The following is a 19,049-nucleotide window of genomic DNA, read 5'->3' as shown; positions in this document are numbered from 1 at the left end:
TGACCAGATTGACGGCCTTTTCAATGGGAGGAGCGAGGCTGTTCTGGGAAATTACCCTGTATGGGGTGATTCTCCTTGTTCAGCCATCGAAGTGAGGATGCACAATTCGGAATATACAAACCCTGTCCGTATCGTCCATGTAGGCGGCGGATCTCTCAACTGCGCGACGAAACTGATGGGCGACCTCGCCCATGACGGTACTATCCCGGCAACAATCAAACTCTATGACATCGATCATGCGGCAGCTGCGCGAAACGCGGCAATCGGCATGCGATATTCTGCGGCGTCGGACGGCGCGAAGGTCGAATATCACGCAGAGCGTGCCGAGGACATTCGTGCGGCAGATGCTCTTTCCGATCCGCTTGTCCAGCCTATCGGGCCAGACAAGACCACGACAATGTTCCGGGAAAGGGTGGCCGCTACACGTCACTACCTGCCGGAAGAACTGACCTCCGGAGTTGCTGCATGAGTGGAGACAACCGTTTTCTCGGGCTGTTCTATCTGACGCCCTACATCATCGGGTTGCTGGTCTTCACGACCCTGCCCTTCGTCGCATCGCTTTATTTGAGCTTTACGAACTACAACCTGCTGGACTCGCCCACGTTCACCGGACTTGCCAATTACATCAAGCTGTTCACCAGTGACCGCACGTTCCGCAAGTCGCTGTGGGTGACACTCATTTATGTGTTCACGACGGTGCCGCTGAAGCTGGCTTTTGCGCTCTTCATTGCGGTGATCCTGAACTACAAGCTGAAGTTCATCAATTTCTTCCGTACGGCCTATTATGTGCCGTCTATCCTCGGTGGCTCAATCGCTATCGCAGTTCTGTGGCGCTACATCTTTGCCGATACCGGTCTGGTCAATATGGGGCTTGCGGTATTTGGCATGGAGCCGATCAATTGGTTTGGTGACCCCACAAATGCGTTGTTCACCATCACCATGCTGCGCATCTGGCAGTTTGGTTCAGCCATGGTGATCTTTCTTGCGGCCCTGCAGAGCGTTGATAACTCGCTTTACGAGGCAGCGTCAATTGATGGTGCTGGCAAGTGGAAAACCTTTGTCCACATTACCCTTCCGCTGATCACGCCAGTAATTTTCTTCAATCTAATCATGCAGATGGTTCAGGCGTTCCAGGAGTTCAACGGTCCCTACATCATCACACAGGGCGGCCCGTTGAAGTCGACTTATCTTCTGCCGCTGTACATCTATGACGAGGCCTTCAAGCGGTTCGATATGGGGTATGCCTCGGCAATCGCATGGGTGCTGTTCGTCATCATCATGGTTCTTACGGTTGTTGCCTTCTGGTCCTCGCGCCACTGGGTCTACTACGCCGGCGACAAGAGGAGCTGATTATGGTCGATCAGACTGTTTCAAATATTCAGGGTGTCACGGAAGCAGAGCGCATTCGCGACAAGGAAGTCCGTCGCCAGCGCATCGGTGCAGTCCTTCGTTATGCCATGTTGGGAGGGGTTGGTTTGCTGATGCTTTACCCGCTGATCTGGCTGGTTGGTGCATCCTTCAAGACCAATGCCGAGATTTTCAATAATCCAGGCTTTTGGCCAGAAAACCCAACGCTTGACGGCTATATCAATGGCTGGAAGACATCGACGCCGTACACATTTGGCACGTTCTTCCTGAATACGCTGTGGATCGTATTGCCAAAGATGATTGGTACAGCGATCTCCTGCACCGCGGTGGCTTACGGTTTTGCGCGGTTTGATTTTCCGTTCAAGAAAATCCTCTTCGCAACGCTGATTGCGACACTGCTTCTACCGAATGTCGTCACGCGCATTCCGCAATACCTGCTGTTTCGTGATCTCGGCTGGCTCGACACTTACCTGCCGCTTTGGGTGCCATCCGCTTTTGCTGGCGACGCATTCTTTGTGTTCATGCTGGTGCAATTCCTGCGCGCCATCCCGCGCGACATGGAAGAAGCTGCCCGTGTGGACGGTGCGTCCACCATGCAGACATTGCTGTTTATCGTCGTGCCGCTGCTGATGCCGGCCTTGATATCGGTGTGCCTGTTCCAGTTCATGTGGACAATGAACGACTTCCTCGGTCCGCTGATCTATCTGTCGTCGGTCGAGAAATACCCCGTCTCGCTAGCCCTCAAACTGTCGATCGATACGACAGAGGCATTTGACTGGAACCGTATCTTGGCCATGTCGGTCCTGGCCATCACCCCTGCACTCGTCGTGTTCTTCGTCGCGCAGAAATACTTCATCGACGGCATCTCTGCTGGCGGCATCAAAGGATAACAAAATGGCTCGTCTTCAACTCAGAAATCTCGAAAAAGACTACGCTTCTTTCCGCGCCGTGCATGGCATCAACCTCGACATCGAGGACGGTGAATTTATGGTGCTGGTGGGACCTTCCGGCTGTGCCAAGTCGACGACCTTACGGATGATTGCCGGTCTGGAACGCATTACCGGCGGGGAAATTCGGATCGGTGGTGAACTTGTCAACGACAAGCCACCGGGCGAGCGTGGCATTTCGATGGTGTTTCAGAACTACGCGCTTTATCCGCATATGAAGGTGCGCAAGAACCTGTCGTTCAGCATGCGTTTGAAGCGTCGCCCGAAGGACGAAATCGAAGACGCAACGCAGGATGTTTCCAAAACGCTGGAAATCGAAGCTTTGCTGGATCGCCTGCCCAAACAGCTTTCCGGCGGTCAGGCGCAGCGCGTGGCGGTGGGCCGCGCATTGATCAAAAAACCGCAGGTCTTCTTGTTCGATGAGCCTTTGTCCAATCTGGACGCGAAGCTGCGTGCCTCGATGCGGGTTCGTATTACCGATCTGCACAAGCGTCTGAAGGCTGAGGGGCAGCAGGCAACCGTTGTTTACGTGACCCATGATCAGACCGAAGCCATGACGATGGGTGACCGGATCTGCGTCATGAAGGAAGGCCACATCATGCAGGTGGCTGATCCGGTGACGCTGTACAACAAACCGGCCAACTCATTCGTGGCAGGTTTCATCGGTAGCCCGGAGATGAACCTGATCGATGCGACGCTTGATAGTGACAGGTCGATCAATATTGCCGGTCAAAAACTGCAGCTTGGTCCGCAGTTGATGGATCGCCTGGCAGCAAATGCGCCAAAGGACATCATTCTGGGCATACGTCCGCAGCATTTCAGCCTTGCTGCACCAGATACCGCCAACGCGTTGTCCGGCAAGATCAGCCATGTCGAATTCATGGGTCATGAAGTCTATCTGCATGTGCAGGCCGGTAAAAATCGTCTGATCGCGGTTGTGCCGTCTCATGCCTATGACCGCAAAAGCCTTCGCGATGATCAGGTTTGGCTGAGCGCCGATGCTGCATCTGCCCACATTTTCAACCGCCAGTCCGGTGACAACATCAGCCTGGACTGACCCATCCATCACTCAACAGTCATTCCTTGGGAGGAGTTATTATGAAAAGAGTACTTATTACAGCGGTGCTGTTTGCTGCCACGAGCCTGAGTAGCGCCTATGCTGCCAATCTGCGCATGTCGTGGTGGGGCAGTGATGACCGCCATCTTGCGACGCAGGAGGCGCTGAAGGTTTGCGGCGCGAAGTTCGGTCACACGATTTCGCCGGAGTTTACCGGTTGGGGCGGGCACCAGGAAAAGATTGCAACTCAGCTAGCTGGGCGCACTGAAGCTGACATCATGCAGATCAACTGGCCATGGTTACCGATTTTCTCCAAGGGCGGTGAAGGTTTTACGGACCTCAACCAGTACAAGGATGTAATCGACCTTAGCCAGTGGACCGATGCCGATCTGGAAAGCGGTACCGTCAAGGGCAAGCTCAACGGCGTGCCGGTTTCTACCACCGCCCGCATCTTCATGTTCAACAAGACCACCTATGAAAAAGCTGGTGTTACCCTGCCGACAACTTGGGATGAGCTGTTTGCTGCCGCCCCTGTCATGAAGGAAAAGTTGGGAGCGGACTATTATCCGTTTGAGGCTGCTCCTTCTGAAGGGAACGGTCTGAATGCCCGTATCGTCGTTATCCTGCGCGCAACACAGATGACCGGCAAGAGCTTCATCGACCCTGAAACCAACAAGGTCGCATGGTCACCTGAAGAACTGACCGAAGCGCTGAACTTCTACCAGTCGATGGTCGACAAGGGTGTTATCGAGTCCTGGAAGAGTTCATCGGCTGGGGGCAACCGCCCGCTGTTTGAAAACCCGAAATGGGCGAATGGTCGTTATGCCAGTTCCTACCAGTGGGACAGCACCTACGGCAAAATTGCTGGTCCGCTCGAAGCGGGTCAGGAACTGGTCCCAACCAACTCGCTGACCTCAGAGGGCGGCAAGACCGAGGGTATCTACCGTAAGCCGTCCATGCTGCTTGCCATTTCCAAGAACAGCAAGGAACCAAAGGCCGCTGCAGAGATCATCAATTGCCTGCTCAACGATCCTGAAGCGGTCACTATCCTTGGCGCGACACGTGGTATTCCTTCCAGCAAGGTTGCAATCAAGACGCTGACCGATGCGGGTAAGATCAAGCCCGTGCAGGCCGATGCCTACAAGATCGTGATGGAATCGGAAGGCCCGAACGTTTCACCTCTCAATGAACATCCGCGCGTGACGGATGCCTTCGATACCAACCTCGAAGCCTTCGCCTATGGCCAGCAGTCTGCGGAAGACACGGCGGCAGAAATTATTGCAAGCGTCGATGACGCCCTTGGCGGCATCTAATGCAGAAATTGCGGTGGGCTGAGATAGCCCACCGCATTGAATGAAAAGGAATTTAAACAGCATGGCGCGCATCGATCTGTTAACCGCAACGGCACGCACCGCCAGTTTCGCCTTTGGTGCTGGCCAGTATCTGCATGCGCTGACCCAACCGGTGGTCTGGTCTTTGCTGGGTGGTGATGGTCAACCGCTCGCCAAGGGCGAAAGCAATACCGTTGTATTCACTCTGTGCGATCTTGAGCCGAAATCGACATACTGGCTGGAGATGGGCGGAGAGAAAATCACCTTTGACACGGCTGCGGAAAGCCGTGTGATCGATATCTCAAAATTCGGCGCCTTACCCCACTCGCCCGACAATACAGCAGCCATCCAGGCAGCAATCGATGCTCTGCCGGATTATGGTACTTTACGAATTCCAGCTGGAGAATGGCAAAGCGGACCATTGTTCCTGAAAAGTCGCATGACGTTTATGATCGACGATGGTGCTGTTCTCAAAGGGGTTTCTGACCGCTCAACCTATCCAATCCTGCCACCAAGACATGATGATGGACGTGTGCTTGGCACATGGGAAGGTGTTTCTGAAGGCTGTTACGCAAGCCTTGTTACGGCCATCGATTGTGAAGACCTGACAATTACCGGTGCCGGTGTGATCGATGGCGGCGGGGATAGCGGCGACTGGTGGACATGGCCCAAGGAAACCCGTGATGGCGCACGCCGTCCACGCACCATTTTTGTCTCCGGCAGCACCCGCGTAACGATTTCGGGCATCGTGGTGCGCAATTCCCCTGCATGGACGGTTCATCCGGTGTTGAGCCGGGATGTCAGAGCCATCGGGCTGACGATACAGAATGATCCCAACTCACCCAATACCGATGGTCTTAACCCGGAATGCTGCACCAATGTTTTGCTGCAGGGGATTCGTTTCTCGGTCGGTGATGATTGCATCGCCATCAAGGCTGGCAAACGTGACCCAAAAGGTGGACTGGACCAGCCGTGCGAGGATATCTGCATTGAGAACTGCCTTATGGAACGTGGGCACGGCGGTGTCGTCATTGGGAGCGAAATGAGCGGTACGGTCCGCAACGTTCAGGTTCGGCGCTGTGAGATGGTCGATACTGACCGCGGTCTGCGCATTAAGACGCGCCGCGGGCGTGGCGGCCTTGTTGAGAATATCAGCGTTGAGGACTGTGCCATGCGCGGTGTTCAGGCGCCGCTGGTCATCAATGCATTTTATTTCTGTGATGAGGATGGACGATCGGATTACGTACAGAGCCGGGAGGCTTTGCCGATCAATGATGCGACCCCGCGTATTTCTGGAGTTACCGTGCGCAACGTCGTGGCCGATCGTGTTGCGATTGCCGCCGCCGCTTTCTACGGCCTGCCAGAGGCGCCGGTGGAGAATATCACCATCGAAAATTATCGCGTGACGTTTGACCCTCACGCGGTCGCCGACGCCCCCGACATGGCTTGCCATATGGATCCTGTCCGCCATGCGGGCATCATCAGTGAAAACGCTGCATTCCTGAAAAAGGAAGGCATCGTCTTGTCGACTATCAGCCAGAGTATTGCCGTATGACCCTCAATCTTGATGAATATTTCAACGCCTATGCCAGTGACTACAGCTATTATAAAGGCGGAAGCTGGTGCTACGAGGATGGTTGCCTCTATCGCGGGCTGATCGCCCTTTATGGGGCAAGCGGAAACCGGCAATGGTTCAGCCATATGAAACGTCTGGTCGACGGTCAGATCAGCGACAATGGAGAACTGCGTGGCTATTCCATTCCCGAATATAATATCGATCACATTCTGCCAGGCCGCGCCCTGATTGCACTCTACAAGGCAGATCCGCAGCCCCGCTACCGTACGGCGCTGGACCATCTACTTCGCCAGTTGCAAAGTCATCCGCGCACATCCGCCGGTCCGCATTGGCACAAGCTGCGTTATCCGCATCAGATCTGGTTGGACGGCCTTTATATGGCCCTGCCCTTCAAGGTCGAATATGCCGCGCTTATAGGTGACAATGCCTTGGTGGATGAGGCGCTGGATGAAATGTTGACAGGGCTCGAATTGACCTTCGATGCGCAGAGTGGTCTTTTCCGTCACGGCTATGATGAGGAACGTCTGCAAGCATGGGCAAACCCGCAGACCGGACTTTCGCCGGCCCATTGGGCGCGGTCGATTGGCTGGCTCTGTATGGCGCTTGCCGACACGATCGAGGTTGCGCCGCCCAGTGAAAAGCGCGATGCCCTGTCTCAGTGGTTTGCAAGCCTTTTGGTGCGGCTTGAGGCATTGCGGACAGCCGATGGTCGTTGGCTGCAGGTTATCGATCAACCGCAACTTGACGGCAATTATGCCGAGAGTTCCGCAACGGCAATGTTCGCCTATGCCTTCATCAAGGCGGCACGCCTGGGCGTCAAGAATCGTGACGCGGCGGTTGGGATAAAGGCACTCACAAGTCTGGAAGAGAATGCCCTGAAGCCAAATGCCAGCGGGCGTATTGTTCTTCAGGATATATGTTGTGTGGCGGGTCTTGGTGGTTTCGAAGGCAACTACCGTGACGGGACGCCTGCCTACTATGTTTCTGAAACCCTGAGGGATGACGATATCAAGGGTGTTGCTCCGCTAATGATGGCACATGCGGAGCGTTTGCTTGCCGTGGCTGATGTGTCGGAACAGACAGCACGCATAGCCAGCTAACCCTACCGTGTCAGACAATAGCAATGTATACAAAACGCCGGTGACGAGCCGGCGTTTTTGTCTATTTATCATACTTTTAATTCGCGACCGCGTAGGTTTTCGTGCTGTTGTCGTTGAAGGTTTTTGTTACAAAAGTCATATTAAATATCTGTTTTTATGTTGTTTTGTTTTGCATTTTTTTGAGTTGTCGCAGGAATTGTTTGGAGGCACATAAAAACTTCTTCCCAAGAGTAATACTATATGCTCATATGGTTGTGTCATTGCTACTATCATCTCTGGGAGGATTTAAGGTGAGAAAAGCACTTGCGGCATTTACTGTCGCTTTTTCCGCGTGCCTTGCATCAGGCGTTTCGGCTCAATCGCTTACAGTTGGCTTCTCGCAGATCGGATCTGAATCCGGTTGGCGTGCTGCAGAAACTACCGTCACCAAGCAGCAAGCGGAAAAGCGTGGCATCACACTGAAGTTCGCTGATGCCCAGCAAAAGCAGGAAAACCAGATCAAGGCCGTGCGTGGCTTTATCGCGCAGGGCGTTGATGCCATCCTTATTGCGCCTGTTGTTGCAACTGGCTGGGATGCTGTCTTGAAGGAAGCCAAGGAAGAAAAGATTCCGGTTATCCTTCTTGACCGTCAGATCGAAGCTCCGGATGATCTTTATCTGACTGCCGTCACCTCGGATCAGGTTCATGAAGGCAAGGTCGCCGGTGAATGGCTGGTCAAGGACGTCGGCTCCAAGGACTGCAAGGTGGTTGAGCTTCAGGGCACGACCGGTTCGTCCCCTGCCATCAACCGTAAGAAGGGCTTTGAAGAAGCCATTGCTTCGCACGCAAACATAAAGATCGTGCGTTCGCAGACCGGTGACTTTACCCGTACCAAGGGTAAGGAAGTCATGGAAAGCTTCATCAAGGCTGAAGGCGGCGGCAAGGACATCTGTGCCGTTTATGCCCACAATGATGACATGGCTGTCGGTGCCATCCAGGCAATCAAGGAAGCTGGCCTCAAGCCGGGCACGGACATCAAGGTCGTGTCGATCGATGCCGTGCCTGATATCTTCAAGGCAATGGCTGATGGTGAAGCCAACGCAACAGTCGAGTTGACGCCTGACATGGCTGGCCCTGCCTTTGATGCGCTGGATGCGTATTTGAAGGACAAGAAAGAGCCTGCAAAGTGGATCCAGACGGAATCCAAATTGTACACCGCTGCTGATGATCCGATGAAGGTCTATGAAGCGAAGAAGGGCCTCGGCTACTAAGTCGCAAGGAACTTCAGTTCGAAACAACAAGACAAAAGATAGGGCATTCCCGTGATGCGGTTTTGAGCGGGAGTGCCCTACCTGCAATCGAGAGAGATGCGGTGGGGTCAGCTCACCGCGTCTTCCCTACAGTGCAAGGACAATGCCGCGCCGTTTGTGCGTGCCGCAGTCTTGGCTCTGTAACGTGTTCGAAATGCTGCGTAATCCCTGGTTATCCGCGTTTCCAAGGGTTTGATGCAGGCAGTTGGCAGGAACCTGATATATGGCAGTAAAGGCCCCACTTCTTGAAGCGCGCACCATTGGAAAATCATTCCTTGGTATTCCCGCGCTGGATGGAGTTGACTTCACGCTGAACGAAGGTGAAGTCCATGCCCTTCTGGGTGAAAACGGTGCAGGAAAATCCACTCTCATCAAAATTCTGACTGGCGTTTACACGCGTGATCGCGGTGCGATTTTTTTGGATGGCGATGAAATCTCCCCCTCCAATGTCGGTGAGGCCCAGCTTCTGGGGATCGGTACGGTGTATCAAGAGGTAAACCTTCTTGAGAACCTGACTGTCGCCGAAAACCTGTTTCTCGGACGTCAGCCACGACGTTTCGGTCTGGTTGACCGCAGGGAAATGAACCGCAGAGCGACTGTTTTGCTGGCCCGCTACGGTCTGTCGATTGATGTCACGTCATTGCTTTCCAGCTATTCTGTCGCCGTACAGCAGATCATAGCCATTGCACGTGCTGTTGACCTCTCAGGGAAAGTGTTGGTGCTTGATGAACCGACTGCCAGTCTCGACAGCCATGAGGTCGAGATGCTGTTTGCGGTGCTTCGCCAGTTGCGTGATGAAGGCCTTGGTATCGTTATCATCACCCATTTTCTCAATCAGGTGTATGACATTGCTGACCGTGTGACAGTTTTGCGCAATGGTCGTCTGGTTGGCTCTCGCGAGATTGCCAGTCTGCCGCGCTCGGAACTTATTTCCATGATGCTGGGCCGCGAGTTGCAGCAGGTCACACATCACAGCCATGCGACGGAAGAAACCGTTGCGGATGGCACGGCGCCGATCCGGTTTGAAGGATATGGGAAGCGCGGCAGTGTTGCGCCGTTCAATCTGTCCATTCGCCCCGGTGAGGTTGTTGGCATTGCCGGTTTGCTGGGATCAGGCCGCACTGAAACGGCATTTCTGCTATTTGGCGTGGATAAATCCGATAGTGGCACTGCCACGGTTGACGGACAGCAGATCACCCTTTCGACACCGGAAACGGCTATTGCGCATGGCTTTGGGTTTTGTCCCGAAGAGCGCAAGACCGACGGCATTATTGGCGATTTTTCAGTGGCTGATAACATCGCGCTTGCCTTGCAGGCTCGGCAGGGTTGGGCAAAACCATTGTCGCGACGCCAGAAGGCTGCCTTGGCAGATGATTTTATCAAGTCACTGGACATCCGTCCGGCTGACCGTGAGCGCCCGATCAAGTTTTTGTCCGGTGGCAACCAGCAAAAAGCCATTCTGGCACGGTGGCTTGCCACCAACCCGCGACTGCTAATTCTGGATGAGCCGACACGCGGCATTGACATCGGTGCGCATGCGGAAATCCTGAAAATGATCGAAAGGCTCTGCGAGCAGGGCATGTCTCTGGTCGTCATTTCCTCCGAGTTCGAAGAACTGACGGCGATTGCGCATCGTGTCATCGTGCTCTCTGATCGCAAGCACGTCGCCGAACTCAGCGGTGATGCCGTCAATGCGGATGCCATAATGCAGGCGATTGCAGATGCCGCTGCCGCATCGAGAACGGAGGCCGCGTGATGACCATGATTGTTTCCCGCTTCAAACGTCTTGCGCCGCAGCTTTGCGCGCTTGCCATTATCCTCGCTGTCATTGCGGTCCTGTCACCTGGTTTCCTGACGATCTCATTTCAGCAGGGCCGCCTTTATGGCAGCTTGATCGATATTCTGGTGCGTGCTGCGCCTGTGGCACTTCTCACCATTGGCATGACGCTCGTGATTGCGACAAGAGGTATCGACCTTTCGATTGGGGCAGTGATCGCAATCTGCGGCGCAGTTGCCGCCACGCTCATCAGTGATGGGCACTCGTTGCCTGTGGTTATCATCGTCTCGTTGGCGGTCGGCATCGCTTGCGGTCTCTGGAACGGTCTACTCGTGGCGGTTCTCGACATCCAGCCGATCATTGCCACACTTATACTGATGGTCGCCGGGCGTGGCATTGCGCAGCTGATCACCGAGGGTGTTATTCTAACCTTCAACAACGACACTTTTGCAGCCATTGGATCCGGGTCCTTTACTGGCGTTCCCCTGCCCGTATTGATCTGGATCGGTGCGGCGCTCATCATCGGAATTCTTGTGCGGCGAAGTGCGCTTGGCTTGTTGATTGAAGCGACCGGCATCAATCGCCGGGCTGCTTCACTTGCTGGCGTCAAGGCGCGTGTGTTGTTGTTTTTTGTCTATGCTATTTCCGGGCTTTGTGCGGCACTGGCAGGACTGATTGTGACCGCCGACATCAGAGGTGCGGACGCTAACAATGCCGGCCTGTGGCTGGAATTGGATGCAATCCTTGCCGTGGTTATTGGTGGCACCTCACTAAATGGCGGTCGTTTTTCCATCGCTGCGTCATTGATTGGCGCCTTGATTATTCAGGCGATCAACACCGGCATTCTAGTTTCCGGTTTTCCGCCGGAATTCAACCTGATCATCAAGGCCGGGATCATCATCATCGTCCTGACGCTGCAGTCACCGGCCATCTCGACTTTCATCAGTTTTCTGAGACCTGAGAAACCAAAACAAAAGACAACGACATCAAATGTTACCAGAGAAGGGCCGGCACAATGATCCACACCCGCAATCTGCCCTTTCTGGCTGCTCTGGTAATCTTTCTCATCGCTTACGCGCTTTGCGTGGCGCAATTCCCCAATATGTTGTCGACCCGTGTTATCGGTAATCTTCTGACGGATAATGCGTTTCTCGGGATTGCCGCCGTTGGCATGACCTTTGTCATTCTGTCCGGCGGTATCGACCTGTCCATCGGCTCTGTCATTGCCTTTGCCAGTGTCTTTGTCGCGGTGCTGGTTGGATCGTATGGCGTTCATCCGCTGGTCGCTTTCGCAGCGGTTCTGGTCATCTCGACGCTGTTCGGATGCTTGATGGGCGGCATGATCCGCTTTCTCGGCATTCCCCCGTTTGTGGTAACGCTGGCAGGCATGTTTCTGGCGCGTGGTGCTGCCTATCTCATCTCCACCCAGTCGGTGCCGATCTCACACCCGGTTATTGATGCCATTCAGGGCTTCTATTTCCGTTTTCCTGGTGGTGGCCGGCTGACTGCACTGGCAATCGTCATGTTGCTGGTGTTTGCAGCTGGCATCATCATTGCCAGCAGAACCCGCTTTGGTGCCAACGTTTATGCGCTGGGCGGCAATCAACAGTCTGCGGAACTGATGGGTGTGCCCGTTGGCGCCACCACCATTGGCATCTACGCTTTGTCCGGCTTCCTGTCGGGTTTGGCAGGAATTGCCTACACGCTCTACACATCGTCCGGCTATTCACTGGCAACCGTTGGTGTTGAGCTGGATGCCATCGCGGCCGTAGTGATTGGTGGTACACTTTTGACAGGCGGGGCAGGTCTGGTGGCAGGCACCTTCATTGGCCTGCTCATTCAGGGACTGATCCAGACCTATATCGTGTTCGAAGGGACGCTGTCGTCCTGGTGGACAAAGATCGTCATCGGTATTCTGCTGTTTGTCTTCATTGTTTTGCAGCGAGGAATTGTCTGGTACTCCAACCGCAAGCTGACTGCAGCGGCGCATGCCTGATAGGTAACGTTCCCGTTGCAGGCGCTTTCTTGACAGTTGAAAATTAAGGCCGTCCAGCCGTATAAGGCTGAATGCATGAGCGGGGTGCTGAATAAGGGCTAAATAGGCAACCCAGGCCATGATTTGCTTCAAATCTGGAGATGGCACATGGGAACGGCAACTCGGCTTCCGCCGCTGGAGGCGCTGGTGGTTTTTGAAACCGCTTCGCGGCTCGGCAGCTTTTCCCGTGCGGGCATTGAATTGGGCCTGACGCAAAGTGCTGTCAGTCGCCAGATCAGCAAGCTGGAAGCCTTCATTGGTTCCAAACTGTTTGATCGCGTACCGACTGGTGTACGTCTGACGACAATGGGTGAAAACTATTCGATCGACGTTTCACGGCTCATTTCTGAAATAGCCAGCGTGACGGATAGTGTGCGCTCATGGTCTGGCGCACGACAGATCACCATTGCCTGTTCACGCGGTATTGCTGACCAGTGGTTTTTACCCCGCCTCTCGAAACTCAAGCAGGACATCGCCGGCGTCGAACTTAGACTGCGAGTGACCGATGATGTCGCGCATCTGCGCCTTGATGAATTTGATCTGGCAATTTTCTACCGCAAGGAACGCCCTATTGGTGTCTGGCTGTCCGAACTTGGGCGGGAGGAAGTGGTGCCGGTTTCCAAGGGGGGGATGCCTGACCTCATGGACCAGAACGCGCCCGTTTTGATCTCGATTGAAGATTCGATGCGCGAATGGCAGGACTGGCGCGACTGGTGGCATTCATCACAGATCACCCCGCCACAGGACGCTATTCAATGGCGGCTTGGAGACTACGGTCTTTGCGTTGCTGCGGCATCGCAAGGGCTTGGAGTAACCTTGGGCTGGACATGGCTTATCCGCGATCAGCTCGATAGCGGCGCGCTTGTTCCCATGCATTCGCACACCATGCGCTCGGAAGGAAAGTTCTATCTTATGCGTCCTTCAGATCGCCATCAGCGCAAAATTGTGCGCGAGGTTTCAGATTGGCTTATCGCCAATAATCAAGAAACTACACGGGAAAATTTGTAATGCGGCGCAGTTGCGCTATTTGCTGAAACCATACGTAGAAACCAAAGCGCGCCTTGTCTTTGACGCGCTTTGGTGGCGGTTGACATACGTCAACGATCAATCCTAGACAGGCACAACACGAGCTTTACGACGCTTTTCCATCAGGAAACGCGTGTAGCCGATGATCGTAAAAATCAGCCACGCAACCTGCGAGATGAGTGAGCCGATATTGAAGTTCCACATCAGCGAATAGATGAGTGCAACACCGCCCAGAACGTTGAGGAGCGTGTAACGCCCGTCTTCAATTGTCAGGAAGCGCAGCTGCAACAGAGCATAGGCGAAGAGATAGAAAAAAGCTCCTGCAAGGCCAACAAAATCAGCAAGCCCCATGGTTCACTCCATACGCGATAACCCCTGTGTCTCAGGGGAATAATGACACCGGACAGGCTCCGGCGTTGCTCATCTACTCCGCTTGAAAAAGAAACCAATACATTGAGATTTCATGCCCCCATGCATAAAAATCATACCCCCTCGGAGCGTCGCTTAGCTAGTACCGAACGATGGAGTACGATAGGGCAATGGCCTCGGCCGAGCCTTGCTACGGCTTGGATAAAAACAGGGAACCCATAGTATGACGTCTTCACCCTTTTCCTTTGCAATCAATCGGCGAGGCTTCCTTGCTGGTGCCGCCGGTTTGACTGCGCTTTCTGCCGGTTTCATCACCGATGCGCGCGCCCAAGGTGCCGAAACGCCGAAAAAAGGCGGTGTTTTGAAGCTTGGTATCGGCGGAGGCAGCACGACTGACAACCTCGATCCACGCATTCTGAAAGACTGGGTTCCCGTCAACCAGGCCTTCATGATCATGAACGGGCTTGTCGAAATTGACGCCAACAATCAGGCTGTCCCTGAACTGTTTGAAAGCTGGGAAGCGCAGCCTGGTGCAGTTGAGTGGACCTTCAAACTGCGTCAAGGTGTCACGTTCCACAATGGCAAGGCCCTGACAGTTGAAGACGTCATCTATTCGATCAACCTGCACCGTGGTGAAACCACCTCCGCTGCTCGCTCGGTTGCTGCAGCCTTGAAGGCTGTCGAGAAGGTTTCCGAAAGCGAAGTGAAGATCGTGCTGGAAAGCGGCAACGCTGACCTGCCTTACATTTTGTCCGATTACCACTTCCTGGTCGTTCCCGAGGGCTGGACCGATTTCAGCAAGCCTGTCGGCACTGGACCGTTCGTTTACGAGAGCTATGATCCGGGCGTCCGTTCGCGCTTCACCCGTAACCCAAACTACTGGAAGCCGAATGCGGCCCACGTCGATGCGGTAGAAGTTATCGTTATCAATGACATTTCGGCCCGTACCAACGCCATGATGTCCGGTCAGGTTCATGCGATCAACCAGCTCGACTTCAAGACCGTTGACCTCCTGCGCCGCAACCCGAACCTCAATATCGTTCAGTCGGCCGGTGGCCAGCACTTCACATTTTTGATGGATTGCACACAGGCGCCTTACACGGACAACAACGTCCGTCTGGCACTGAAGCACTCGATCGACCGTGAGCAGTTGCTGAAAACCGCGCTGCGTGGGTACGGCCGCATCGGTAACGACCATCCGATCCCAAGCTCGGACCGTTTTTATGCGGCGGACCTGCCACAGCGTCCATACGATCCCGAAAAGGCGAAGTTCTACCTCAAGCAGGCAGGTCTCGATAGCCTGAAGGTTGAGCTTTCTGCGTCTGAAGCAGCCTTCTCTGGTGCTGTTGATGCGGCTGCGATCTTCCGCACAGCTGCTGCTGCAAGCGGCATCGAAATTTCGCTCAAGCGCGAACCAGCTGATGGTTACTGGGATAACGTCTGGATGAAGGCACCGTTCTGCATGTCCTATTGGGGCGGCCGTCCGACTGCAGACCAGATGCTGACCATCGCCTATGCCTCGACATCGGCACAGAACGATACGCATTGGAAAAATGACAGCTTCGACAAGAAGCTGGTCGAAGCACGCGCATTGCTTGATGATGCAAAGCGCAAGGAAATCTACGCTGAACTTCAAGGCCTGATTTCCAATGACGGTGGCGCAATTATCCCGATGTTCGGCGATTACCTCGATGCTGCTTCCAAGAAGCTGAAGGGCGTGACCACTCACCCCATGTTCAACTTCATGGGTGCACGCCTTGCTGAAAAGGTCTGGTTGGAAGAATAATGACAAAACTTATCCTGAAGCGCGTTGCTTTGGGTATTTTGACGCTACTGCTGGTGTCGGCGCTTATTTTCGCCGGCACTCAGCTTCTGCCCGGTGATGTGGCGTCAGCGATACTCGGCCAGAACGCTACGCCTGAATCCCTTGCAGTCCTTCGAGCCGATCTCGGTCTGGACCAGCCTCTCCTGCAACGCTATTTCACTTGGCTCGGCGGTTTTGTAACCGGCGATCTCGGAAACTCTTTGGCCAACCGTCAGCCTGTCGCGGATCTTCTGTGGCCGCGCTTTTGGAACACCATGGCGCTGGCGCTTTATGCCGCTCTCGTCAGTGTGCCGGTTGCCATCCTTCTCGGCCTTCTCAGCGCTATCTGGCGCGGCAGTCTTTTCGACCGGATCGTCAATGTCGTCGCGCTGGGGTTTGTTTCTCTGCCGGAATACTTTCTCGGCCTGCTGCTGATTCTGTTCGTATCGGTGCATTACAACCTGCTGCCAAGCCTTGCTGACATCTACCCTGGCATGAGCTTTACCGATTGGTTGAAGGCGACAACATTGCCAGCCTTGACGCTGGTCCTGGTGACGGTTGCCCAGATGTTGCGCATGACCCGTACTGCTGTTCTGGCGGTTATGGATCAGGCCTATGTGGAAACGGCATACCTCAAGGGTCTGCGCACCAAGCGTGCAGTGATGCGTCACGCGCTTCCCAATGCCGCAGCTCCCATCGTCAATGTTGTCTCGTTCAACATTGCCTATCTCATTACCGGTGTTGTGCTGGTGGAAGCGGTCTTCAACTATAATGGCCTTGGCCGGTTCATGGTTGACGCTGTTTCGAAACGCGATTTGCCTCTGGTTCAGGCGGCTGCACTGGTCTTTGGTGCCGCTTACGTCATTTTGAACATCATCGCCGATGTTTCGGCAATCGCCCTCAACCCGCGTTTGAGGCATCCACGATGAAAACCATTCGTTCCATCACTCCGACCGCATGGGTCGGTCTGTTTATCATTTCCGTCAACATTATCCTGTTTGTTCTGGGGCCAAGCATCGCACCATTTGGACAGGAAGAAATTGTCGGCGCACCGTTTGACGCTCCGTCGGCTGCCCACTGGTTCGGCCTTGATCAGAACGGTCGTGACATGCTGTCGCGTCTGCTCGCCGGTGCACAGATTTCAATCGGTGTTTCCCTGGCGGCTTCACTTCTGTCCTTCACCATCGGCATCACCTTCGGTTTTATTGCTGCGATTTTCGGTGGCTGGCTGGATACCGTGCTGTCGCGTATTGTCGATACGGTCATGTGTATACCGGTTCTGATTTCAGCGCTGGTGGTTCTTCAGGCGCTTGGTTCATCCATTCCGGTGTTGATCATCACGATCGCGCTGCTGGATTCGACCCGTGTGTTCCGTCTGGCCCGCATTGTGGCGCAGGGCGTCAACGTGCTTGAATATGCCGAAACGGCGCGCCTGCGTGGTGAAGGTTTGTTGTGGTTGGTTTTCAAGGAAATCCTGCCCAATGCCTTGCCTCCATTGATTGCCGAATTTGGTCTGCGTTTCTGCTTTACCTTCCTTTTCGTTGCGGGTCTGTCCTTCCTTGGACTTGGCGTGCAGCCACCATTCGCCGACTGGGGCGGTATGGTGAAGGACAACCAGCAGGCCATTCTTTATGGTCTTTACGCGCCGCTCTATCCGGCTGCTGCCATTGCCATTCTGACGATTGGCGTCAACCTGGTGGTTGACTGGTTGCTGGCTGGCCGCAGTTCAGTTCAGGGAGCAGACAGATGAGCGATAGCAATGTTCTGCAAATCCGTGGCCTCAAGGTTGCGGCTCCAAATGGGGCTATTCTCGTCGACAATGTCGATCTCGACCTGAAACGCGGCGAGGTAAAGGGACTGATCGGTGAATCCGGTGCGGGCAAATCTACCATTGGCCTTGCGGCCATGGGCTATGGCCGTAACGGTTGCCGTATCGTCGACGGCGAAATTCTCGTCGACGGTGTGTCGCTGATGAAGGTAACGCGTGCAGGCCGCGAGGCTGTGCGGGGTGCACGGATCGCTTACGTGGCACAGAGTGCTGCTGCGGCTTTTAATCCGGCCATGAAAATCGGCGAGCAGATCATGGAAGGTCCGCTTTATCACGGTATCATGAACCGGCAGGAGGCGCAGGCCTGGATGCTGGAACTGTTGCAGACGCTGCAACTGCCGGATTACCAGAACTTTGGTAACCGGTATCCGCACCAGGTGTCCGGTGGTCAATTGCAGCGTGCCATGGTTGCCATGGCCATGTCCTGCCGCCCGGATATTCTGGTTTTGGACGAGCCGACCACGGCGCTTGATGTAACGACGCAGATCGAGGTTCTCGCGCTGTTGCGTAGTCTGATCCAGCGGTATAACACCGCCGCACTTTACATTACGCACGATCTGGCTGTTGTTGCGCAGATTGCCGACAGCATTACTGTTCTTCGTCACGGAAAACAGGTTGAAGCAGGTTCGGCCGAACAAATCCTGGAGCATCCGCAGGAAGACTACACGCGTCGTCTTGTCTCGGAACGTGAAGCCAGCATTGCCGGTAATGGTGCGCACCACAAGGGTGGTGAAGTGCTGCTTGATGTGCGTGACGTCACCGCCTATTACGGCAAAAAGAAAGTGCTGACTGACGTCAATTGCCAACTTCGCAAGGGCGAAACGCTTGCGGTCGTGGGTGAATCCGGATCCGGTAAATCCACCCTCGCCCGGGTCATTGCCGGCCTGCCTCCGCACTCCTCAGGTGTTATCACGCTCGCCGGCCACCGGCTTGCCGACAATTATACCAAGCGCAGCCGTGAAGAATTACGCCGCATCCAGTTGGTCTACCAGCTTCCGGATGTTGCGCTGAACCCGCGTCAGTCTGTTGGTGAAATCATTGGCCGTCCAATGTCGTTCTACTTCGGTATGAATGAAGAGCAACGCAAAGCAGAAGTGGCACGCATACTCGACCTGATCGGTCTGCCGCAGGATTTTGCAGAGAGACTGCCAAAGGCGCTGTCGGGTGGCCAGAAGCAACGTGTTTGTATTGCACGTGCGCTTGCTGCACGGCCCGACCTCATTATCTGCGATGAGGTGACGTCGGCTCTTGACCCTCTGGTGGCTGAAGAAATTCTGAGACTTCTGCGGTCCCTGCAGGACGAGTTGGGTGTTTCGTACCTGTTCATCACTCACGACCTCGGTGTTGTTCGCCGTCTGGCTGACCGCACCATGGTGATGCAGCATGGCCGCATCGTTGAAACCGGTACGACGGAGGAGATCTTCAAGCCTCCTTACCAGCCTTACACCGAACAGCTGATTACCTCTGTTCCGGAACTGCGCCGCGACTGGCTCGATGACGTGCTGGCAAAACGTGACGGCGTCACTGCGGCCTGATTTCAAG

General features: G+C 54.6%; 17 protein-coding genes. 16 read left to right on the top strand and 1 reads right to left on the bottom strand.

The genetic code is table 11. From position 1 onward, the window contains the following. Positions 1-97: 97 nt before the first annotated feature. From IB237_RS13150 to IB237_RS13095, 12 genes are all read left to right on the top strand, one after another. Positions 98-469 carry a hypothetical protein gene (locus IB237_RS13150; RefSeq protein WP_192489123.1) on the top strand — a complete coding sequence of 124 codons (372 nt, stop codon included), beginning with the start codon at positions 98-100 and terminating at the stop codon, positions 467-469. Then, on the top strand, positions 466-1,350 hold the full coding sequence (locus tag IB237_RS13145; RefSeq protein ID WP_192489122.1) for a carbohydrate ABC transporter permease: 885 nt from the start codon (positions 466-468) through the stop codon (positions 1,348-1,350). The genes IB237_RS13150 and IB237_RS13145 overlap by 4 nt, the downstream gene beginning before the upstream one ends. 107 nt (positions 1,351-1,457) lie before the next feature. Then, positions 1,458-2,258 (top strand): carbohydrate ABC transporter permease, encoded by an 801-nt coding sequence (locus IB237_RS13140; RefSeq protein WP_352230591.1) that lies wholly within the window; start codon positions 1,458-1,460, stop codon positions 2,256-2,258. Positions 2,259-2,262: 4 nt separating this feature from the next. Then, the gene (locus IB237_RS13135; RefSeq protein WP_192489120.1) at positions 2,263-3,372 is read left to right on the top strand and encodes an ABC transporter ATP-binding protein; all 1,110 of its coding nucleotides are present in this window, start codon (positions 2,263-2,265) and stop codon (positions 3,370-3,372) included. Positions 3,373-3,413: 41 nt separating this feature from the next. Further along, positions 3,414-4,685, top strand: a complete 1,272-nt coding sequence (locus IB237_RS13130) for an ABC transporter substrate-binding protein (protein ID WP_192489119.1) — start codon at positions 3,414-3,416, stop codon at positions 4,683-4,685. 61 nt (positions 4,686-4,746) lie between these two features. Continuing rightward, entirely contained in the window at positions 4,747-6,258 is a 1,512-nt protein-coding gene (locus tag IB237_RS13125; RefSeq protein WP_192489118.1) for a glycoside hydrolase family 28 protein, read from the top strand. Further along, a complete protein-coding gene (locus tag IB237_RS13120; RefSeq protein WP_192489117.1) occupies positions 6,255-7,379 on the top strand; it encodes a glycoside hydrolase family 105 protein in 1,125 nt (374 codons plus the stop codon). Before IB237_RS13125 ends, IB237_RS13120 begins: the two co-directional genes overlap by 4 nt. 248 nt (positions 7,380-7,627) lie before the next feature. Further along, on the top strand, positions 7,628-8,629 hold the full coding sequence (ytfQ, locus tag IB237_RS13115) for a galactofuranose ABC transporter, galactofuranose-binding protein YtfQ (RefSeq protein WP_192489116.1): 1,002 nt from the start codon (positions 7,628-7,630) through the stop codon (positions 8,627-8,629). A gap of 262 nt (positions 8,630-8,891) precedes the next feature. Continuing rightward, positions 8,892-10,424: a sugar ABC transporter ATP-binding protein gene (locus tag IB237_RS13110; RefSeq protein WP_192489115.1), complete on the top strand. Its 1,533-nt coding sequence runs from the start codon at positions 8,892-8,894 to the stop codon at positions 10,422-10,424. Next, complete coding sequence (locus IB237_RS13105) at positions 10,424-11,464, top strand: ABC transporter permease (protein ID WP_192489114.1); 1,041 nt, start codon at positions 10,424-10,426, stop codon at positions 11,462-11,464. The genes IB237_RS13110 and IB237_RS13105 overlap by 1 nt, the downstream gene beginning before the upstream one ends. Then, positions 11,461-12,441 (top strand): galactofuranose ABC transporter, permease protein YjfF, encoded by a 981-nt coding sequence (gene yjfF, locus IB237_RS13100; RefSeq protein ID WP_076846325.1) that lies wholly within the window; start codon positions 11,461-11,463, stop codon positions 12,439-12,441. Before IB237_RS13105 ends, yjfF begins: the two co-directional genes overlap by 4 nt. A 147-nt stretch (positions 12,442-12,588) precedes the next feature. Further along, the gene (locus IB237_RS13095) at positions 12,589-13,488 is read left to right on the top strand and encodes a LysR substrate-binding domain-containing protein (RefSeq protein WP_192489113.1); all 900 of its coding nucleotides are present in this window, start codon (positions 12,589-12,591) and stop codon (positions 13,486-13,488) included. A 102-nt stretch (positions 13,489-13,590) separates the two neighbouring features. On the opposite strand, the gene IB237_RS13090 is transcribed toward IB237_RS13095, so the two are convergent. Next, complete coding sequence (locus tag IB237_RS13090) at positions 13,591-13,857, bottom strand: cyclic nucleotide-binding protein (RefSeq protein ID WP_192489112.1); 267 nt, start codon at positions 13,855-13,857, stop codon at positions 13,591-13,593. A gap of 241 nt (positions 13,858-14,098) precedes the next feature. Here IB237_RS13090 and IB237_RS13085 point away from each other — a divergent pair, with 241 nt between their 5' ends. From IB237_RS13085 to IB237_RS13070, 4 genes are read left to right on the top strand one after another with little or no spacing between them, the layout of a single operon-like run. Further along, complete coding sequence (locus IB237_RS13085; RefSeq protein WP_192489111.1) at positions 14,099-15,661, top strand: ABC transporter substrate-binding protein; 1,563 nt, start codon at positions 14,099-14,101, stop codon at positions 15,659-15,661. Further along, a complete protein-coding gene (locus tag IB237_RS13080) occupies positions 15,661-16,608 on the top strand; it encodes an ABC transporter permease (protein WP_192489110.1) in 948 nt (315 codons plus the stop codon). Before IB237_RS13085 ends, IB237_RS13080 begins: the two co-directional genes overlap by 1 nt. Beyond that, complete coding sequence (locus tag IB237_RS13075; RefSeq protein ID WP_192489109.1) at positions 16,605-17,429, top strand: ABC transporter permease; 825 nt, start codon at positions 16,605-16,607, stop codon at positions 17,427-17,429. The genes IB237_RS13080 and IB237_RS13075 overlap by 4 nt, the downstream gene beginning before the upstream one ends. Then, positions 17,426-19,042, top strand: coding sequence for an ABC transporter ATP-binding protein (locus tag IB237_RS13070; protein WP_192489108.1), 1,617 nt, complete (start codon positions 17,426-17,428; stop codon positions 19,040-19,042). Before IB237_RS13075 ends, IB237_RS13070 begins: the two co-directional genes overlap by 4 nt. Positions 19,043-19,049 lie beyond the last annotated feature (7 nt).

Origin of the sequence: Agrobacterium sp. AGB01, from assembly GCF_014851585.1 — a bacterium.
GTDB lineage: Bacteria > Pseudomonadota > Alphaproteobacteria > Rhizobiales > Rhizobiaceae > Agrobacterium.
The sequence above is the reverse complement of the archived record's forward strand: the minus strand, read 5'-3'. Positions and strand labels throughout refer to the sequence as shown.